The 16,006-nt window shown below is 69.1% G+C and carries 21 protein-coding genes; 8 read left to right on the top strand and 13 right to left on the bottom strand.

Features of this window, described 5'->3' with window-relative positions; all coding sequences use genetic code 11:
* The first annotated feature begins 33 nt into the window (after positions 1-33).
* Positions 34-1,272: a THUMP domain-containing class I SAM-dependent RNA methyltransferase gene (locus tag ACIPRI_RS08360; protein WP_446620958.1), complete on the top strand. Its 1,239-nt coding sequence runs from the start codon at positions 34-36 to the stop codon at positions 1,270-1,272.
* Here the strand turns inward: ACIPRI_RS08360 and ACIPRI_RS08365 are convergent.
* Positions 1,269-1,661: an SRPBCC family protein gene (locus ACIPRI_RS08365; protein ID WP_446620959.1), complete on the bottom strand. Its 393-nt coding sequence runs from the start codon at positions 1,659-1,661 to the stop codon at positions 1,269-1,271. The two genes, ACIPRI_RS08360 and ACIPRI_RS08365, sit on opposite strands and share 4 nt — an antisense overlap.
* A 124-nt stretch (positions 1,662-1,785) precedes the next feature.
* Here ACIPRI_RS08365 and ACIPRI_RS08370 point away from each other — a divergent pair, with 124 nt between their 5' ends.
* Positions 1,786-2,211: a PIN domain-containing protein gene (locus tag ACIPRI_RS08370; protein ID WP_446620960.1), complete on the top strand. Its 426-nt coding sequence runs from the start codon at positions 1,786-1,788 to the stop codon at positions 2,209-2,211.
* On the opposite strand, the gene ACIPRI_RS08375 is transcribed toward ACIPRI_RS08370, so the two are convergent.
* Entirely contained in the window at positions 2,192-2,572 is a 381-nt protein-coding gene (locus tag ACIPRI_RS08375; RefSeq protein WP_446620961.1) for an FHA domain-containing protein, read from the bottom strand. The genes ACIPRI_RS08370 and ACIPRI_RS08375 overlap by 20 nt on opposite strands.
* A gap of 176 nt (positions 2,573-2,748) precedes the next feature.
* Positions 2,749-3,684, bottom strand: coding sequence for a hypothetical protein (locus ACIPRI_RS08380; RefSeq protein ID WP_446620962.1), 936 nt, complete (start codon positions 3,682-3,684; stop codon positions 2,749-2,751).
* Between the two features lie 176 nt (positions 3,685-3,860).
* Between ACIPRI_RS08380 and ACIPRI_RS08385 the strand changes: the two genes are divergently transcribed.
* Both ACIPRI_RS08385 and ACIPRI_RS08390 read left to right on the top strand, forming a co-directional pair.
* Positions 3,861-4,655, top strand: a complete 795-nt coding sequence (locus ACIPRI_RS08385) for a UPF0149 family protein (protein WP_446620963.1) — start codon at positions 3,861-3,863, stop codon at positions 4,653-4,655.
* Between the two features lie 107 nt (positions 4,656-4,762).
* Positions 4,763-5,161 carry a YciI family protein gene (locus ACIPRI_RS08390; protein WP_446620964.1) on the top strand — a complete coding sequence of 133 codons (399 nt, stop codon included), beginning with the start codon at positions 4,763-4,765 and terminating at the stop codon, positions 5,159-5,161.
* Positions 5,162-5,174: 13 nt separating this feature from the next.
* Here the strand turns inward: ACIPRI_RS08390 and ACIPRI_RS08395 are convergent, their stop codons facing one another.
* From ACIPRI_RS08395 to ACIPRI_RS08420, 6 genes are all read right to left on the bottom strand, one after another.
* Positions 5,175-5,504: a GNAT family N-acetyltransferase gene (locus ACIPRI_RS08395; RefSeq protein ID WP_446620965.1), complete on the bottom strand. Its 330-nt coding sequence runs from the start codon at positions 5,502-5,504 to the stop codon at positions 5,175-5,177.
* Positions 5,501-6,007 carry a CinA family protein gene (locus ACIPRI_RS08400; RefSeq protein ID WP_446620966.1) on the bottom strand — a complete coding sequence of 169 codons (507 nt, stop codon included), beginning with the start codon at positions 6,005-6,007 and terminating at the stop codon, positions 5,501-5,503. The genes ACIPRI_RS08395 and ACIPRI_RS08400 overlap by 4 nt, the downstream gene beginning before the upstream one ends.
* Before the next feature lie 7 nt (positions 6,008-6,014).
* Positions 6,015-6,578, bottom strand: a complete 564-nt coding sequence (locus ACIPRI_RS08405; RefSeq protein WP_446621073.1) for a phosphatidylglycerophosphatase A family protein — start codon at positions 6,576-6,578, stop codon at positions 6,015-6,017.
* Positions 6,579-6,635: 57 nt separating this feature from the next.
* Positions 6,636-7,058, bottom strand: a complete 423-nt coding sequence (locus ACIPRI_RS08410) for a YciI family protein (protein ID WP_446620967.1) — start codon at positions 7,056-7,058, stop codon at positions 6,636-6,638.
* Positions 7,059-7,192: 134 nt separating this feature from the next.
* Positions 7,193-8,173 (bottom strand): thiamine-phosphate kinase, encoded by a 981-nt coding sequence (thiL, locus tag ACIPRI_RS08415; protein ID WP_446620968.1) that lies wholly within the window; start codon positions 8,171-8,173, stop codon positions 7,193-7,195.
* Positions 8,174-8,238: 65 nt separating this feature from the next.
* On the bottom strand, positions 8,239-8,868 hold the full coding sequence (locus tag ACIPRI_RS08420) for an isochorismatase family protein (RefSeq protein WP_446620969.1): 630 nt from the start codon (positions 8,866-8,868) through the stop codon (positions 8,239-8,241).
* 101 nt (positions 8,869-8,969) lie between these two features.
* On the opposite strand from ACIPRI_RS08420, the gene ACIPRI_RS08425 reads away from it, so the two are divergent.
* The gene (locus ACIPRI_RS08425) at positions 8,970-9,944 is read left to right on the top strand and encodes a GlxA family transcriptional regulator (protein ID WP_446620970.1); all 975 of its coding nucleotides are present in this window, start codon (positions 8,970-8,972) and stop codon (positions 9,942-9,944) included.
* A 4-nt stretch (positions 9,945-9,948) separates the two neighbouring features.
* On the opposite strand, the gene ACIPRI_RS08430 is transcribed toward ACIPRI_RS08425, so the two are convergent.
* The 3 genes from ACIPRI_RS08430 to apaG form a co-directional block, all read right to left on the bottom strand.
* Entirely contained in the window at positions 9,949-11,064 is a 1,116-nt protein-coding gene (locus ACIPRI_RS08430; RefSeq protein WP_446621074.1) for a YbdK family carboxylate-amine ligase, read from the bottom strand.
* Between the two features lie 20 nt (positions 11,065-11,084).
* Complete coding sequence (locus ACIPRI_RS08435) at positions 11,085-12,350, bottom strand: cation:proton antiporter (RefSeq protein ID WP_446620971.1); 1,266 nt, start codon at positions 12,348-12,350, stop codon at positions 11,085-11,087.
* A gap of 70 nt (positions 12,351-12,420) precedes the next feature.
* Complete coding sequence (gene apaG, locus ACIPRI_RS08440; protein WP_446621075.1) at positions 12,421-12,819, bottom strand: Co2+/Mg2+ efflux protein ApaG; 399 nt, start codon at positions 12,817-12,819, stop codon at positions 12,421-12,423.
* Positions 12,820-12,871: 52 nt separating this feature from the next.
* On the opposite strand from apaG, the gene rpe reads away from it, so the two are divergent.
* Positions 12,872-13,564 (top strand): ribulose-phosphate 3-epimerase, encoded by a 693-nt coding sequence (gene rpe, locus ACIPRI_RS08445; protein WP_446620972.1) that lies wholly within the window; start codon positions 12,872-12,874, stop codon positions 13,562-13,564.
* A 1-nt stretch (position 13,565) separates the two neighbouring features.
* Here rpe and ACIPRI_RS08450 read toward each other — a convergent pair whose 3' ends face one another.
* Positions 13,566-13,820: a hypothetical protein gene (locus ACIPRI_RS08450; RefSeq protein ID WP_446620973.1), complete on the bottom strand. Its 255-nt coding sequence runs from the start codon at positions 13,818-13,820 to the stop codon at positions 13,566-13,568.
* A gap of 91 nt (positions 13,821-13,911) precedes the next feature.
* On the opposite strand from ACIPRI_RS08450, the gene ACIPRI_RS08455 reads away from it, so the two are divergent.
* Complete coding sequence (locus ACIPRI_RS08455; protein ID WP_446620974.1) at positions 13,912-14,919, top strand: succinylglutamate desuccinylase; 1,008 nt, start codon at positions 13,912-13,914, stop codon at positions 14,917-14,919.
* An 88-nt stretch (positions 14,920-15,007) separates the two neighbouring features.
* Positions 15,008-15,994, top strand: coding sequence for a non-homologous end joining protein Ku (gene ku / locus ACIPRI_RS08460; RefSeq protein ID WP_446620975.1), 987 nt, complete (start codon positions 15,008-15,010; stop codon positions 15,992-15,994).
* The last annotated feature ends 12 nt before the right edge of the window (positions 15,995-16,006 follow it).

Genomic DNA, 16,006 nt, shown 5'->3' on the forward strand with positions numbered 1-16,006 from the left:
CCGGCGCCTTCCTGGCCGGCGACAATCGGGGCGATGAATTCGCTGCAACTGTTCCTGCCTTGCGCCGCCGGCGTCGAAGACCTGCTGGCGCAGGAAGTGCACCGTCTCACCGGACTGGTGGGCGACGACCTGATGAGCGCGCGCGGCGGCGTGTTCGCCCGCGCCAGCTGGCGCGATTGCCTGCAGCTCAACCTGCATGGCCGGCTGGCCCAGCGCGTGCTGGTGCAGCTCTCGCACACGCCTTACCGCAACGAGAACGACCTGTACCAGGCGGCCAACGCGGTGGCCTGGGAAAACTGGTTTGGCCCCAAGCAGACCTTCAAGATCGAGACCACCGCCCAGCACAGCCCGCTGCAAAGCCTCAACTTCGCCACCCTGCGCATCAAGGATGCGATCGCCGATCGCTTCCGCGCCAAGGCCGGCGGCGTGCGGCCCAGCATCGAGACGCAGTGGCCCGACGTGCGCGTGTTCGCCCACCTCGCCACCGACGAGCTCACCCTCTACATCGACACCAGCGGCGAACCCCTGTTCAAGCGCGGCTGGCGCATCGACAAGGGCGACGCGCCGCTCAAGGAAACCCTGGCCGCCGCCATGCTGGCCGCCAGCGGTTGGTGGAACCCGGAAACGGGCGAGGTGTCCGAGCAGCCCCTGTACGACCCCTGCTGCGGCAGCGGCACCATTCCGATCGAGGCGGCGCTGATCGCGGCCGGAATGCCGGCGGGTGGCCAGCGGCGCTTCGGCTTCGAGAAACTGCTGCCCTTCCAGCCGCATGTGTGGGCGGCGCTGCAAAAGGATGCGCAAGATGCCGCCGTGGCGCGCGGCGTCGAAGTCTTCGGCTCCGACGTCTCGCACCGCATGGTGGACTTTGCCCAGCGCAATGCCGAGCGCGCCGGCGTCGCAGAGCGGGTGCAGCTGCGCGGTGGCGATGCGCTGCAGCGCATGCCGCCGGCCGAGGGCGGCGTGATCATGCTCAATCCGCCATACGGCGAGCGCATCGAAGTCGGCGGCGTCGCGCGTGTCGCTGCCCGCACACCCGGCCCGGCCCGCGAGACCGCGCAGACCGATGACGGCGGCGACTTCTTCCCGCAGCTGGCCAGCCACTGGAAGAAGAACTACGCCGGCTGGACCGCCTGGGTCCTCACGCCCGACATGAAGCTGCCGCAAAAGATGCGGCTGAAGGAAACGCGCCGGGTGCCGATGTGGAACGGGCCGATCGAATGCCGGCTGTTCCGCTTCGACATGAAGGCCGGCGCCTTCCGGGACGCAGCCTAGGCTTCCAGCGTACGCTTCATCGCCGCCAGGCCCTGCACCATCATGGCTTCGACGGTTGGCGCGAATTCGTGTGGCAGCAGGTCGGCGATCCACACCACGCGGCTGTGCCCCTCGCACTCGGCGAGGACCTGCAGCGACGCGTTGTGATGCTTGAGCGGCGCGCCCACCGCGGCCCAGCACAGGCGCCGCTGGTTGTCGTCGACATCGACGATCAGCTCGCGCGCCGTCATGCCGTCGGCAAAGTTGACGATGCGCGCCTCGCCGTCCAGGCGGCAGTCGGTCACGAAGCCGGCCACCAGGCGCGTGTGCAGGGCGCCCACGTCCCGCACTGCGTCCCAGACCTGCTCCGGGCCGAGGTCGATCGTCTGCTCCTGGTGAATCGATGCCATGGCTGTGCCTTCGCGTTGATGAGACTGAAATGCCATGTTAGGCGGCAGGCCGGCTGTCCGCTCGCCGTTTCCGGACACATGCATCCGGGGACGCGAAGCGCGAGACTGTTATCGTTCCATGCAAATGCAGACACGAATCCTGGTCCTGGATACCAACCTCGCGCTTGACCTGCTGGTCTTCGACGACCCGGCTTGCGTGCCGCTGCGTGCGGCGCTGGCGAGCGGCCTGCTCCGCTGGGTCGCAACCGCCGCCATGCGCGAGGAGCTGGTTCGGGTGCTGGGCTACCCGCTGATCGCGGCGCGCCTGGCGCGTTTCGAACGCACGGCCGCGCAGGTGCTGGCGGCCTTCGACGAACAGGCCCAGGCCGTGCAGGCGCCGGCAGCGGCCCCCTACCGCTGTGAAGACCCGGACGACCAGGTCTTTATCGACCTGGCGGTGGCGCACCGCGCCCGCCTGCTCAGCAAGGACCGCGCGGTGCTGGTGATGCGCCGGCCGCTCGAGGCGCTCGGCGTGGCGGTGGCGGCGCAGTTCATTGCGCCGCCGCTCTGAAGTCCCAGTCGTCCACCGTCGGCAGGCTGGGCGCCGTGAGCAGCCGCATGGCCTCGTCATCGCTCAGCACCTGGTCCAGCGCCACGAAGCGCAGTTCGACGCTGCCGATCTCGATGGCGTCGCCATGCGCCAGCGGACGCCGGTCGATCAGCTGGCCGTTGACCAGCGTGCCGTTGAGGCTGTGCAGATCGGTGATGTAGGCCTTCGGCCCGTCCAGCTCGACCACCGCATGCGAGCGGCTGGCGCGCTTGGAATCGAGCACGACGTCGTTGTTCGGGCCGCGGCCCAGCGTGAGGGCCGGTGGCGACAGCGGGATCTGCCGCACATTTCCGGCCGCATCCATCAGGATCAGTTTCGGCATGTCGATGAGCTCCTTGCACCGGCGGTGCTGGGGAGAGGCGGCATCATCGTTGCGGCGCCGCCGCATTTCAATCCACCAAATGGGGGACGCCTACAGCGGATTCAAGCAAATGTGGCTCTGCCACTTTGCTTGATCCCCCCGCGGGGGGCCGGCCGGGCTGGCCCGGCCCTGGGGGCTCAGTAGCGGGTGGGTGCGCTGAAGACCTGGCCGTTCAGGCCGTACCAGCGCGCCAGCAGGCTGGCGGCGCAACGCACCCGCTGGGTGTCGCGGCCCCAGCGCCGGCTTTTGGGCAGGCGGCGCAGCCAGCGCATGCGGCGGGCCGCCTGCGCCAGGCGCTCGCGCACCGCGTCGCTGGCATCGGCCAACACGGCATGCCAGTGGCCGCCGGCCTGCTGCGGCGCCGCCGCGTGCACCAGCATGGCGGTGGAATGCAGGTAGCTCAGCCAATCGCGCGTCTGGCATTCGGCCAGACCCAGGGTTTCGCCCGGGTCATCTTCGAAGTCGATGTAGCCGATCACGCCGTCCGGGCATTGCACGAAGTTGCGGTCGAAGGCCTGGCTCAGGTAGCAGCCCTGGGCATGCACATGGGCGATGGCGTCCAGCCCCTCGCGCCATACCGCCAGCAGAACGGCCGGCCCCGCGGCGGCGGCCTGTTCCAGGCGCTCCTGCAGCACGGTGGTGCTGCGGCCGCTTTCGCCCAGATCGGAAATCAGGATCCCGTCGGCCTGCTGCGCGAGCACCTGCGGCACCCGCAGCCCGGCCTCGGCCAGCTGGCGCAGGCGCCGCGCCTCGATCGCGATGGCGGCCTCGCCGCCGGGGTTGGGCACCGGCTTGAGCACTTCCAGCCGGAACAGGCCCGCCAGCAGCGCCAGCGCCCGATAGCGGGCCTTGCCGTGGCGCGGACCGGCCTTCTTCAGCCAGACGCGTTCATCGCCCAGCCGGTGGCTGGCCACCGGCTTGTCCTGCTGCGGCAGGGTCACTTGCAGGAAACCGGCGTAGTCCAGCGGGCCGGGCAGCGGCGCCTCGCCATCCAGCGGGGCGGGAGTGGAGGCCAGGCCCTTGCGCGACGAGTGGCGGGTTGCCGCGCCGGCGGGTCGGAAAGACGCGGTCATTGAACAACCTCCGTGCTGCGCACTGCGGTGCGAGCCCCTTCGGGCGGCCGGGCGGGGCTCATGCGAGCGCGCCGCGCCAGGCGCGAAGAAGAAGGAAGCGGGGGAAATGTTGAAACTGAATGGTCACGTGCGAAGGCCTCGCCCTGCTGCATCATAGAGGGCTCCGCCTCTGCATCATGACAACGACAACCCCCATTCCCTCCCCCGACAGCGCCGACAGCTCCACTCTTGGCCCCGACGACTTCGATGCCCTGGACGCCGAGCTCGACGCCATGCGCGAGCTCGACGAAGAAATCCCGCAATGGGAATTCTGCGAAGGCTTCATGGCCGCGCTGATCTGCTCGCGCCGTGACATTCCGCCCGCCGAGTACTGGCCGGTGCTGTTCAACGAGTTCAATCCCGCCCAGCACATGGAATTCGTCTGGCGCTGGAAGCGGCGCTGGGCCGAGATCGAGAGCAGCCTGGACGCCGACGTGCAGGCGCTGGACGACGACCACTGCTACCAGCCCGAGGTGCTGGACACGCGCGGCGCCATCGCCGCCCTGCCGCCCGAGGAGCAGGCCGATCTGCCGGCCGAAGGCGTGCCCTCCTACGCCCAGGTCTGGGCCCTGGGCTTCATGTACGCGGTGGAGAACTGGCCGGCCGACTGGGCCGCGCCGCGCGACAAGGACGCGGCCGACATGCTGGACGCCGCGCTGGAAGACATCGTGGCCCTGACCGAAGACGACAAGGCGCCGCCCGCCTTCTCGATGTACGCCGAAGACGGCCCGCCCACGGTGAGCCAGCAGCGCCTGGACAACCTGGGCGCCGCCATCTGGGCGGTGTACGACCTGCGCCAGCTGTGGCGCAGCATGGGCCCCAGGGTGGAAACCATCCGCAAGGAGCCCACGCCCGGGCGCAACGACCCTTGTCCCTGCGGCAGCGGCAAGAAATTCAAGAAGTGCCACGGCGCTGGCAACGGCGACGCCTGAGAATTTTTTTCTCCGGCCTTGTCGATTTCGCGATGGCCCGTTCGACGTAGGAATGGAGCGCGGGCAAAAGGCCTGCGCCCTACCCAACTCACGAAAGGAAGTTCCCCATGCGATTCATGATGCTGATGATCCCCAAGGGCTACGAAAACGCCGCCGCGGGCACCCTGCCCAGCGCCGAGGCCGTGGCCGCGATGATGAAATACAACGAGACGCTGCAGAAGGCCGGCGTGCTGCTGGCGCTGGACGGCCTGCACCCGCCCTCGATGGGCGCGCGCGTCACCTTCGCCGGCGGCAAGCCCAAGGTGACCGACGGGCCCTTTGCCGAGGCCAAGGAGGTGCTGGGCGGCTACTGGATGATCGACGTCAAGTCGAAGGAAGAAGCCATCGCCTGGGCCTCGCGCTGCCCGGCCGGCGACAACGAAATCATCGAAGTGCGCCAGGTGCAGGAATTGGGCGATTTCCCGCCCGACGTGAAGGAAGCCATCGGCGACTTCAAGCTCGGCTGAAGCACCGGTCGCGCTAAATCTTGAAGGCGCGCTGAACGTCGGGCCGCACCAGTTCAACGTACTCGCGGTGCTTGCGGATGTAGCCGGCGATGAACTGGCACACCGGAATCACCTGCTTGCCCTGGGCCCGCGCCGCGCCCAGCACATGCTTGGCCAGCGCCGAGCCCACGCCCTGGCCTTCGAAGGCCGGCAGCACCTCGGTGTGGGTGAACAGCAGCGCTTCCGACAGTACGTTGTATTCGACATACCCGGCCAGCTCGCCGTTCTTCCTGGCCTCGAAGCGGTGCAGAGCGTCGTTGCTGCTGATGACGAGTGCGTCGGATGCGGAAGGGGCATTGCTCATGGCGAAGTGTTTCTGATCAATTGGACGAGGGCTTGCAGGGCGTAGTGCACGGCGGCGGCGCGCACCGCGGCGCGGTCGCCATCGAAGCGGCGGCGCTCGCTGCGCAACTGGCCTGGCACCGACCAGCCGAACCAGACGGTGCCCACCGGCTTCTCGGCGCTGCCGCCGGCCGGGCCGGCCACGCCGGTGACGGCCACCGACACCTGGGCCGGCGAATGTGCCAGCGCGCCGGCCACCATGGCGCGCACCACCGGCTCGCTGACGGCGCCGTGGATGGCGATCAGGCCGGCGTCGACGCCCAGCAGCTCGGTCTTGGCGGCGTTGGAATAGGTGACGAAACCGCGCTCGAACCAATCGCTGGAGCCGGCTAGGTCGGTGCAGGCGCCGGCGATGAGCCCGCCGGTGCAGCTCTCGGCGCTGGCCATCGTCCATTGCCGCTCGCGCAGCAGCGCGGCCAGCAGGGCAACCAGGCTCGGCGTGTCCAGCGTTTCAATAACGCTCATGGCCGTATCAGGCAAAGGCGCGCCACAGCGCGATCACGAGCAAGGTGCAAAAGGCCGCCACCAGGTCGTCGAACAGGATGCCGAAGCCGGCCAGCCCCCAGCGCAACTGGCCGGGCGCTGCGTCGCGCTGCTTGAACAGGCCGTCGGCCCAGCGCACCGGACCGGGCTTGGCGGCGTCGAAATAGCGGAACAGGGCGAAGGCGATGCACTGCGCCAGCAGGCCCGCGGGCGTGACCAGCCAGAGGACGATCCAGAAAGCCACCACTTCGTCCCAGACGATGCTGCCCGGGTCGGCCACGCGCATGTTTCGCGCGGTGACGGTGCAGGCCCACCAGCCGATCGGCAGCGACGCCAGGATCACCCAACCAATGGCGCCGGGGGTGAGCCAGAGCTGCATGACCAGATACGCGACCCAGGCCCACAAGGTGCCGACCGTGCCCGGCGCCAGCCGCGACAGGCCCGAGCCGCCGCCCAGCGCGATGAAGTGGGCCGGGTGGGCCAGCAAGAATCTGACCGTGGGGCGCGCGATCGGCGCGCCGCTGCCCGGCTCGGGGGCGGAGGAAGAAGGCATGGCGGGGGCGGAGTCGGGCATCGGGCCCGATGGTAGCCGTCCCCGGCTAAGGCGGCTTCAGGCCCCGGCGATGCGCTCGCGCAGGCGCTCTTCCTGCTCGCGCAGCTCGGGCGTGAGCTCGGCGCCGAAGTCCTCGGTTTCGAAGATCTGGCGGATCTCGATCTCCGAGTCGCCCGGCATCGGATTCGGGCAGCGCTTGACCCAGTCGACGGCTTCCTCGAGCGACTTCACGTTGAAGATCCAGAAGCCCGCGATCAGCTCCTTGGCTTCGGCAAAGGGCCCGTCCACCACCGTGCGGCGGCTGCCGGAGAACCGGACCTTGGCGCCCTTGGCGCTGGGGTGCAGGCCTTCACCGGCCATCATCACGCCGGCATTCACCAGCTCTTCGTTGTACTTGCCCATGGCGGCCAGGAGCCTTTCATCGGGCATCACGCCGGCTTCGCTGTCGGGGGTGGCTTTCACAATGATCATGAAACGCATGGTCTGCTCCAGGTTAAGTAAGAAGGTTGAAGTCGATGAAGCCGGGTTTTTTTCCGGTCTCCGCTTGCACGTCGAAGCGGCGAAGCGGAAATCGACAAGTGCCCCCAAACCTTTTTGTAACAGCCTGCCTTCGCTCAACCGAAATGGTCGAAGGACGCGAACTGCTGGCGCGCCAGCGCATGGCCCTCTGCGTCGACCAGGCGCAGCCCCGGCTCGGCCTCGATGCGGCCGATGCGGCCGACCGGCGTGCCGGCCGCGCGCGCGGCATGCTCCACCGCCTCGCGCCGCGAAGGCGGGGCGGTGAAGGCGAGCTCGTAGTCGTCGCCACCGGCCAGGGTGAAGGCCTGGCGCGCCTCGCTGCCCAGCAGTTGCAAGGCCGGTGCTTCCGGGTGCCGGCTGGCCGCCAGCCGGGCCGCCACCGCGTCGGCATCCAGCCGGGCGCCGACGCCGCTTTTCCTGAGCACATGCGACAGGTCGCCGGCCAGGCCGTCGCTCAGGTCCACCGCCGCGCTGGCAATGCCGCGCAGCTGCAGGCCCAGCGCTACCCGGGGCGTGGGCATTTCCATGCGGTCGCGCGCCAGCTGGAGCAGGCCGGGCGGCAGCGCTAGCTTGCCGCGGAACACTTCCAGCGCCAGGCGTGCGTCGCCCAGGGTGCCGCTGACCCAGATGTCATCGCCCACCTGGGCGCCGGAGCGCAGCAGGGCGGCGCCGGCCGGCACCTCGCCGAACACGGTGATGCAGATGTTGAGCGGCCCGCGCGTGGTGTCGCCGCCCACCAGCTCGCAGCCATGCGCATCGGCCAGCGCGAACAGGCCGCGCGAGAAGCCTTCCAGCCAGGCCTCGTCGATGTCGGGCAGCGACAGCGCCAGGGTGAAGGCCAGGGGCCGGGCAGCGCAGGCCGCCAGGTCGCTCAGGTTCACGGCCAACGCCTTGTGGCCCAAGCGCGCCGGATCGACGGTGGACAGGAAGTGCCGCCCCTCGACCAGCATGTCGGAAGACACGGCCAGCTGCATGCCGGGCGCGGGGGCCAGCAGCGCGCAGTCGTCGCCCACGCCCAGCGGCGAGCGCTGGGCGGGGCGCGTGAAGTAGCGTGCGATGAGATCGAATTCGCCCATCACTCGAGCATAAGCGCAGGCCCCGTTGCGGACCGGGACCTGCGCGCGGCGGCGAACCCGGCGGCTTACTGCTGCCTGGCCCGCTGGTTCGACATCAGGATGTTGTCCTTGGGCGTGGGCTGGCCGGCCTGCAGCGCCGCGACCCAGGCATCGGTGCTGGTCACGGCCGCGAAGTTGCTGTGGAACACGACGCTGAACACCCGGTGGATTTCCTCTGCGCTGGCGCGGCCGGCGGCGTTGGCGTAGGGCAGCGAGCCGGTGGCATCCGACAAGACCTCCACCGCCAGGCCCCGGTGCATGGCCTCGTACACGGTGGACGCGTTGCAGTTGTGCGTCATGTAGCCGGCGACGGTGAGCGTGTCGATCTCGTTGCGGGCGATCCAGTCGGCGAAGTCGGTGCCGGCGAACACGCTCGGCTTGGCCTTGGCGATGAGGTGGTCGTGCGGCCGGCGGGCGATCTCGGGATGCAGTGCGCCGTTGTGGGCGTCGGCCTGGAACACCGGCGCGCCCTTGGGCGAGTGGTGCACCACCACCACCACCGGCGTGCCGGCGGCATGCGCGGCATCCATGGCCTGGGTGATCTTCGGCAGCGAGTCCTTGACCGGCGGGTATTCGATCGGCAAGGCGCCGCCTTCGAAGTATTCGTTCTGCACGTCGATCACGACGAGGGCGCGGCGCGGGGTGGTCTGGCTCATTCGATTCTTCCTTTTCCTGTCGGGTTGGGGTGCGCTGATTCTTGACGGTGCGGCGTCTTCGCGAAAGTGGCCCGAAAGCCATTCATCGATAAGATCGGGCCATGCCTGCCGCCATCGAAACCGTCGCCGTCCTTGCTTTCGACGGCATCAGCCCCTTTCATCTCTCGGTGCCCTGCATGGTGTTCGGCGAAGACCGCACCGAGACCGGCCAGCCGCGCTTTCGCCTGCGTGTCTGCGCGAGCGAGCCCGGCGTGCTGCAGACCAGTGCGGGCTTCGCGCTGACGGTGCAGCACGGGCTGGAGGCGATGCGCCAGGCGCAGATCGTGGTGGTGCCCGCGTGGGGCGACGCGCGCCCGCCGGCGCCGCCTGCGCTGATCGGCGCGCTGCAGGCGGCACACCGGCGCGGCGCCACCATCGTCGGCCTGTGCGTCGGCGCCTTCGTGCTGGCCGAGGCGGGTCTGCTCGATGGGCGGCCGGCCACGACGCACTGGAATTTCGCCGACGCCTTCGGCCGGCAATATCCCAAGGTGAGGTTGCAGCCCGAGGTGCTGTATGTCGACGACGGCGACGTGCTCACGTCCGCCGGAACAGCCGCCGGCATCGACTGCTGCCTTCATGTGCTGCGCGTGCGCTATGGGGCCGAGGCGGCCAACCGCGCCGCGCGGCGCATGGTGGTTGCGCCGCACCGGCAGGGCGGCCAAGCCCAGTACATCCAGCAGCCGGTGCCGTCCGCTTGCGAGCACGACCGGCTCGCGCCGCTGCTGGAGTGGCTGGGCCGCCACCTGCACCAGCCGCACACGCTCGACGAACTGGCCAAGCGGTCGCTGATGAGCCGGCGCAACTTCACGCGCCGCTTCCTCGAATCCACCGGCACCACGGTCGGCCAGTGGCTGCAGAACCAGCGCCTGGCGCTGGCCCAGCAGCTGCTGGAAACCACCCAGCGGCCGGTGGAGCGGGTGGCCACCGATGCCGGCTTCGGTTCGGCCGTGTCGCTGCGCAAGCATTTCTTGGCCGCCTTCCAGATCTCTCCGACGGCGTACCGCCAGCAGTTCTCGCAGGCCGACGCGGGGGTGTGACCGGTCAGCCTCTGAATCGCAAGGAAGCCTGGCGCACCACCTCGGCCAGCAGCCGCTCGCGCCCCTGCATTTCGCGCAGCCAGCGTGCGTCGTTCTGGCCGGCCTCCACGCCCGAGCGCAGCTGGGCCAGGCCTTCGGTGGCGTCCAGCGCCTCGCTGTGCCATTCGAGCTCGGTCATGGTCATGAGGATGTGCTCGCGCAGCGGCATGTGGTCGCCGGTGGCCGGGTCCACGTAGACCGCGTCCAGCCCGAAGCGGCAGGCCTGGAAGCGGTTGTAGGAGTAGACCAGGTAGTCGTCCTCGCAGGGCATGAAGGGCTGCTCCTGCAGGAACCAGGCGGCCAGCGACTGCACGTAGCCGGCCAGCGCCGCGGCGCGCTCCACCGTCAGCGGCGTGTCGAACACGCGAATCTCGATGGTGCCGAACTCCGGCTTGGGCCGGATGTCCCAGTAGAAGTCCTTCATGCTGCTGACCACGCCGGTGCGGGTCATGCGGGTGAAGTAGGCCTCGAACTCTTTCCAGGTCAGCGCAAAGGGCGCGCGGCCCGACAGCGGAAAGGCGAACACCGAGTTGAGCCGCGCCGAATCGAACTGCGTGTCCTGCCCCTGCACGAAGGGCGAGGAGGCCGACAGCGCGATGAAGTGCGGGATGTAGCGCGACATGCGGTGCAGCATCAGCAGGGCTGCGTCGGCATCGGGGCAGCCGATGTGCACGTGCTGGCCGAAGATGGTGAACTGCTTCGAGAGGTAGCCGTACAGCTCCGACAGCTGCCGAAAGCGCGGCTTGTCGTAGATGCGCTGCGCGTGCCACTGCTGGAAGGCGTGAGTACCGCCGCCCAGCACCGCGATGTTGAGCTTGTCGGCGCTCTTCACCAGCGCGTCGCGGATCGGCGTGAGCTGCGCCAGCACGTCGCGCGCCGAATGGCAGACGTCGGTGGAGATCTCGATCATGGCCGAGGTCATCTCCGGCACCACGCTGCCGGGCAGCGGCGTCTGCGCCATCAGCCGCAGCATGTCCTGCGCGTAGGGCGTGAGGTCGTAGTCGTGCGTGCTGACCAGCTGCAGCTCAAGCTCGACACCCAGCGACAGCGCCTCTGAATGCGCAAAGGGTTCCAGCGCCACCACGCGCTCCACATGGGACTTCATCGCTGGGTCTCCCCGCTGCGCTTGAAGGCGTCCGGCAGCCATGGCTGCGAACTCTCGCTGGCGGCATGGATCGCCACCGTGGCCAGCACCGCTCCCAGCACCTCCATCAGCAGGATGGCGGGCAGGGCGATCTGCGTGATCATGGGGCCCCAGCGCGGCGAGGCCGTGACGAAATTGGAGGCCAGCAGCAGCGCCACCGCCGACAGCGGCGACATCGCCAGGCCCAGCCACAGCGCCTGCATCCAGCTGGCGCCGCTGCCCGGGTTGGCAATGGCCACGCCGGCCACCTTGGCCAACAGGCGCGCGCCGATCAGCGCCAGCACCAGGCTGGCCACCGGCAGGCTCCAGTCGGCCTGCGCGGCCACCACCGAGACCAGCACGAACATCAGCATGGTGAGCAGGGATGCAGCCGTGCCCAGCTGTTGCGGCCAGGTCCAGGGCTTGGGGTTGAGCTGCTTGAGCAGCACGCCGCCGATCAGTGCCGCCAGCGCGGCCGATCCGCCCAGGTGCGCCGCCACCGCCGCGCCGGCGCCGATGATGGCCAAGAGCAGGATCGAGGTGTTTTCGCTGGTCGGGCTCATCACCCGCAGGGCCAGGCGCAGGGCCAGTGCCATCAGCGAACCCACCACGAAAGACAGGCCCAGCACCACCATCACCGAATAGAGCTGCTGCAGCAGGCTGTGCGGCGCGCGCTCCATCCAGCCGGCATGCGCATAGCCCAGGGTCAGGGCGTACAAGGTGTTGAGCGTGCCCAAGGCCAGCGCGCGCTCGGTCACCGGGCCGCTGGCGTAGGCATCCGTCGCCACGCGGCTCAACACGGCCGGCGAGGCCACGATGGCGACCATCGCCAGCGGGCGGCACACCGCGGCGGGCACGCCCAGCCAGCGCAGGGCCGCGAACACCGCGATGAAGGTCAGCAGCGCCTCGAGCAGGCTCTGCACCAGCACCATCGGGTTGTGGCGGAACCAGCGCAGCGGCAGTCGCCCGCCGGCTTCGAACAGCACGATCGCCACGCCCAGTTCGAGCAGGAAGAGGCTGGTGCCCTTGAGCGGCCACATGGTGCCCTCGAAGCCGGCGAAGCCCGCGATGGTGCCGACGATGGTGTAGCCCACCAGCTTGGGCATGCCGGTGTAGCGCTGGATCAGATGCCCGGCAGCGGCGGCCGCGGCCAGCAGCAGCGACCAGGCCACCGTCGGCAAGCCGGCCGAAGGGCGTACCCATTCGGACCAGAAGCCCATCAACTCATTGAGAAATGCATTCATGCGTGTTGTTCTTGCGGCGTGCGCGGCAACCGGCGCGCCGTATTGGATTGGCCCGCCTTGGCGGCCGGACTCAGTGGAGGACGCGCGAAGCGGGAATGTCGCCCGCGCTGGCATCCAGCACGAACAGCGGGACGGGCACGTCGAAGCGCTCGCCCGCTTCGGTCACGAAGAAGTAACTGCCCTGCATCGTTCCGGTGGCGGCCTGCAATCGACAGCCGCTCGTGTAACGAAAAGATTCGCCCGGAGGAATGAGCGGCTGCTGGCCGATGACCCCCAGCCCCTTGACCTCCTGCCGGTGCCCGGTGGCATCGTCGATCATCCAGTGGCGCGAAATCAATTGCGCCGGCGCCGTGCCGTTGTTGGTCACGGTGATGGTGTAGGCGAAGGTGTAGATGCGATCGCCCGGCGAAGACTGCTCGTGCAGGAATCGCGGTTCGACCAGGACGCTGATCGTGCTGCTGGTAGACATGCGCCCATGGTAGCGGACGCGCTCGTTCACGGGCCTGCGACAATCCCGGGGCATGAGCCAAGCCGCCCCCACCTACCGTATCGCGCCCTCCATCCTCTCGGCCGATTTCGCGCGCCTGGGCGCGGAAGTCGCCGACGTGATCGCCGCCGGCGCCGACTGGATCCATTTCGACGTGATGGACAACCACTACGTGCCCAACCTCACCTTCGGCCCGATGGTGTGCCAGGCGCTCAAGCCCTACGCCAAGACGCCCGACGGCCAGCCGGTGCCGATCGACGTGCACCTGATGATCCAACCGGTGGATGCCCTGGCCGCCGCCTTCGCGCAGGCCGGCGCCGACTACATCAGCTTTCACCCGGACGCCTCGCCGCACACGCACCGCAGCATCCAGGCGATCCGCGCTGCCGGCTGCAAGCCGGGCCTGGTGTTCAACCCGGGCATGGGGCTCGAGGCGCTGGACTGGGCCATCGACGACATCGACCTGATCCTCATCATGAGCGTCAACCCCGGTTTCGGCGGACAGAGCTTCATCGACTCGGCACTGCGCAAGATCGAACAGGCCAGGAAGCGCATCGCGCAGAGCGGCCGCGACATCCGCCTGGAGGTGGATGGCGGCATCAAGGCCGACAACATCGCGCGCGTGGCCAGTGCCGGTGCCGACACCTTCGTGGCCGGCAGCGCCATCTTCAATGCGCCGGATTACAAGACCGTGATCGGTCAGATGCGCGCCAACCTGGCAGGCTAGGCTATCGACGCCTGAATTTCCGGCGGTAGAGGCGGTCCATCACCGGGCCGCGGTCGGTGTCGACCACGCCGCGCACCACGTCCTCGTGCGCGCGCTTGCCCACCTCGGGCGGCTCGCCGCCCTGGCTTTGCTGGCTGTCGGAAGACTCGTCGTGCTCGTGCGGCAGGCGCGGCGACGATTGGCCGTCCTGCTCGACACGGGTCTTGCCGCCGCCCGCATCCTTCGGATCGTCGGGCTTATTGCGGGGCTGCGCCATGTCGCTCTCCTTGTGCTGCACCTTCCTTGTCCCACGGCGCGCACGCCGGCGCAGTAGGAACGGCCGGCGGCCGGTTGTAGGATCGCCGGCCATGTCTTTCGCATCCGACTCCACATCCGCTTCGCGCTGGGCGAATCTGCCCGACGTGCTGCGCGTGCACGGCTTTTCCGCGCTCGCGCCCGGGCCGCGCCTCATGGTGCTGGGCGGGGTGCATGGCAACGAGACCTGCGGCAGCGTTGCCATCGAGCGCGTGCTGGCGCAGTTCGACGCGGGCGAGCTTTGCCTGCTGCGCGGCCAGCTCACCCTGCTGCCGGTGGCCAACCCGCTGGCGCGCCGGCGCCTGGCGCGCGAGGGCGAGCGCAACCTGAATCGCCTGTTCCGCCCCACGCCCACCGGCCGGCCGCCGGCCGACTACGAGGCGCGCGTCACCGACCTGCTGTGCCCGCTGCTGGACCGGCACGAGGTGCTCCTGGACCTGCATTCCTTCCAGAGCGCGGGCCAGGCCTTCGCCATGATCGGACCGCGCGACAACACCGGCCACCTCGAGCCCTTTGCCCGCGCCCGCGAAGAAGGCCTGCTGGCCCTGCACCTGGGCACGCCGCGCGTGGTCGAGGGCTGGCTCGACATCTACGCCGCTGGCCTGGCCCAACGCGCGCGCACCGGCATCGCGGTGGAAGAAGACGCGATCGACTTCGGCCGCGGCACCAACGAATACATGCGCAGCCGCGGCGGCTATGGCGTGACGCTGGAATGCGGCCAGCACGAGGACCCGGCCGCGCCCGAGGTGGCCTATCAGGCGATCCTGGCCACCCTGCGCCTGCTGCAGATGCTGCCGCCCGATCCGCTGGCCAAGCCGCCCGCGCATCCGCAACTGCTGCGCCTCACGCGCGTAATCGACCGGCAGCATGCCGACGACCAGTTCGTGCGCGACTGGGCGACCTTCGATGCCGTGGCGCGCGGCGAGCCGATCGGCCAGCGCGCCGACGGCAGCATCGTGCATGCCGATGAGGACGGTTACATCGTCTTTCCCAACGAGGAGGCGCTGCCCGGCACCGAGTGGTTCTATTTCGCCCGGGAGAGCGAGCGCCGTCTGGCCTGAAGGCGGCGTCTGCGCACGCCTGGGTCGGCAGCGTTCCTACACGCGCCGACGCACTGCCGTGCTTAGAGTGCTTGCATGGAGGTGCCCCATGGCAGCTGCCGCCAAGCAAGCAAGACGCAAGCGCGAATCCTCTGCCCGCCACGCCCCTGCCAGGTCCGCCAGAAAGGGCGAGCCGCGCGTGCTGTGGAAGGGTGCCATCAGCTTCGGCCTGGTCCACATTCCCGTCGCCCTGTATGCCGCGACGCGCGCGCACGGCATCGACTTCGACTGGCTGGACAAGCGCTCCATGGACCCGGTGGGCTACAAGCGCGTCAACAAGAAGACCGGCCGCGAAGTGGCGCGCGAGCAGATCGTCAAGGGCGTCGAATACGAGGACGGCGAGTACGTGGTGCTGAGCGACGACGAGATCGCCGCCGCCTACCCCAAGACCACGCAGACCATCGAGATCGAGACCTTCGTGCCGGCCACGAGCATTCCCTTCGTGTTCCTGGAACGGCCCTACTACGTGGCGCCCATCAACCGCGGTGGCAAGGTCTATGCGCTGTTGCGCGAGACCCTGCAGCGCAGCGGCCGGGTCGGCGTGGCGCGGGTGGTGATCCAGACCAAGCAGCACCTGGCGATGCTGGTGCCCTCGGGCCCTGGCCTGGTGCTCGACCTGCTGCGCTGGAGCGAGGACATCCGGCCATGGAAGTCGCTGCCCTTGCCGCCGGAGAGCCTGAAGGCGGCCGGCCTGAAGGAGCGCGAGCTGAAGATGGCCGAAGAATTGATCGAAGACATGAGCTCTGACTTCGATCCCGAGGCCTTCCATGATTCCTTCACCGACGAGATCATGAAGCTGGTCGAGCGCAAGGTGGAGGCCGGCAAGACCGAATCGGTGACCAAGCTCGAACCGATGGAAGAAGGCGAGGCCGGGGGCGCCAAGATCCTCGACCTGACCGAGCTGCTGCAGCGCAGCTTGCGCCAAGGCGGGAAGAAGGGCGCCGCGGCGGCGGCTGAATCCAAGCCGGCCCGCAAGGCCGCACCCCGCAAGGCGGCGGCCCGCAAGTCTTCGCCCTCGCGCCGCCGCGCTGCCTGAGATACCGTTCGC

It is taken from the genome of Variovorax sp. LARHSF232 (assembly GCF_052871435.1).

Excerpts from the sequence above, each read along its gene's own strand:
- ACIPRI_RS08360 (WP_446620958.1), top strand. The coding sequence starts at position 34 with ATGAATTCGCTGCAACTGTTCCTGCCTTGCGCCGCCGGCGTCGAAGAC.
- ACIPRI_RS08365 (WP_446620959.1), bottom strand. The coding sequence starts at position 1,661 with ATGGCATCGATTCACCAGGAGCAGACGATCGACCTCGGCCCGGAGCAG.
- ACIPRI_RS08370 (WP_446620960.1), top strand. The coding sequence starts at position 1,786 with ATGCAGACACGAATCCTGGTCCTGGATACCAACCTCGCGCTTGACCTG.
- ACIPRI_RS08375 (WP_446620961.1), bottom strand. The coding sequence starts at position 2,572 with ATGCCGAAACTGATCCTGATGGATGCGGCCGGAAATGTGCGGCAGATC.
- ACIPRI_RS08380 (WP_446620962.1), bottom strand. The coding sequence starts at position 3,684 with ATGACCGCGTCTTTCCGACCCGCCGGCGCGGCAACCCGCCACTCGTCG.
- ACIPRI_RS08385 (WP_446620963.1), top strand. The coding sequence starts at position 3,861 with ATGACAACGACAACCCCCATTCCCTCCCCCGACAGCGCCGACAGCTCC.
- ACIPRI_RS08390 (WP_446620964.1), top strand. The coding sequence starts at position 4,763 with ATGCGATTCATGATGCTGATGATCCCCAAGGGCTACGAAAACGCCGCC.
- ACIPRI_RS08395 (WP_446620965.1), bottom strand. The coding sequence starts at position 5,504 with ATGAGCAATGCCCCTTCCGCATCCGACGCACTCGTCATCAGCAGCAAC.
- ACIPRI_RS08400 (WP_446620966.1), bottom strand. The coding sequence starts at position 6,007 with ATGAGCGTTATTGAAACGCTGGACACGCCGAGCCTGGTTGCCCTGCTG.
- ACIPRI_RS08405 (WP_446621073.1), bottom strand. The coding sequence starts at position 6,578 with ATGCCTTCTTCCTCCGCCCCCGAGCCGGGCAGCGGCGCGCCGATCGCG.
- ACIPRI_RS08410 (WP_446620967.1), bottom strand. The coding sequence starts at position 7,058 with ATGCGTTTCATGATCATTGTGAAAGCCACCCCCGACAGCGAAGCCGGC.
- thiL (WP_446620968.1), bottom strand. The coding sequence starts at position 8,173 with ATGGGCGAATTCGATCTCATCGCACGCTACTTCACGCGCCCCGCCCAG.
- ACIPRI_RS08420 (WP_446620969.1), bottom strand. The coding sequence starts at position 8,868 with ATGAGCCAGACCACCCCGCGCCGCGCCCTCGTCGTGATCGACGTGCAG.
- ACIPRI_RS08425 (WP_446620970.1), top strand. The coding sequence starts at position 8,970 with ATGCCTGCCGCCATCGAAACCGTCGCCGTCCTTGCTTTCGACGGCATC.
- ACIPRI_RS08435 (WP_446620971.1), bottom strand. The coding sequence starts at position 12,350 with ATGAATGCATTTCTCAATGAGTTGATGGGCTTCTGGTCCGAATGGGTA.
- apaG (WP_446621075.1), bottom strand. The coding sequence starts at position 12,819 with ATGTCTACCAGCAGCACGATCAGCGTCCTGGTCGAACCGCGATTCCTG.
- rpe (WP_446620972.1), top strand. The coding sequence starts at position 12,872 with ATGAGCCAAGCCGCCCCCACCTACCGTATCGCGCCCTCCATCCTCTCG.
- ACIPRI_RS08450 (WP_446620973.1), bottom strand. The coding sequence starts at position 13,820 with ATGGCGCAGCCCCGCAATAAGCCCGACGATCCGAAGGATGCGGGCGGC.
- ACIPRI_RS08455 (WP_446620974.1), top strand. The coding sequence starts at position 13,912 with ATGTCTTTCGCATCCGACTCCACATCCGCTTCGCGCTGGGCGAATCTG.
- ku (WP_446620975.1), top strand. The coding sequence starts at position 15,008 with ATGGCAGCTGCCGCCAAGCAAGCAAGACGCAAGCGCGAATCCTCTGCC.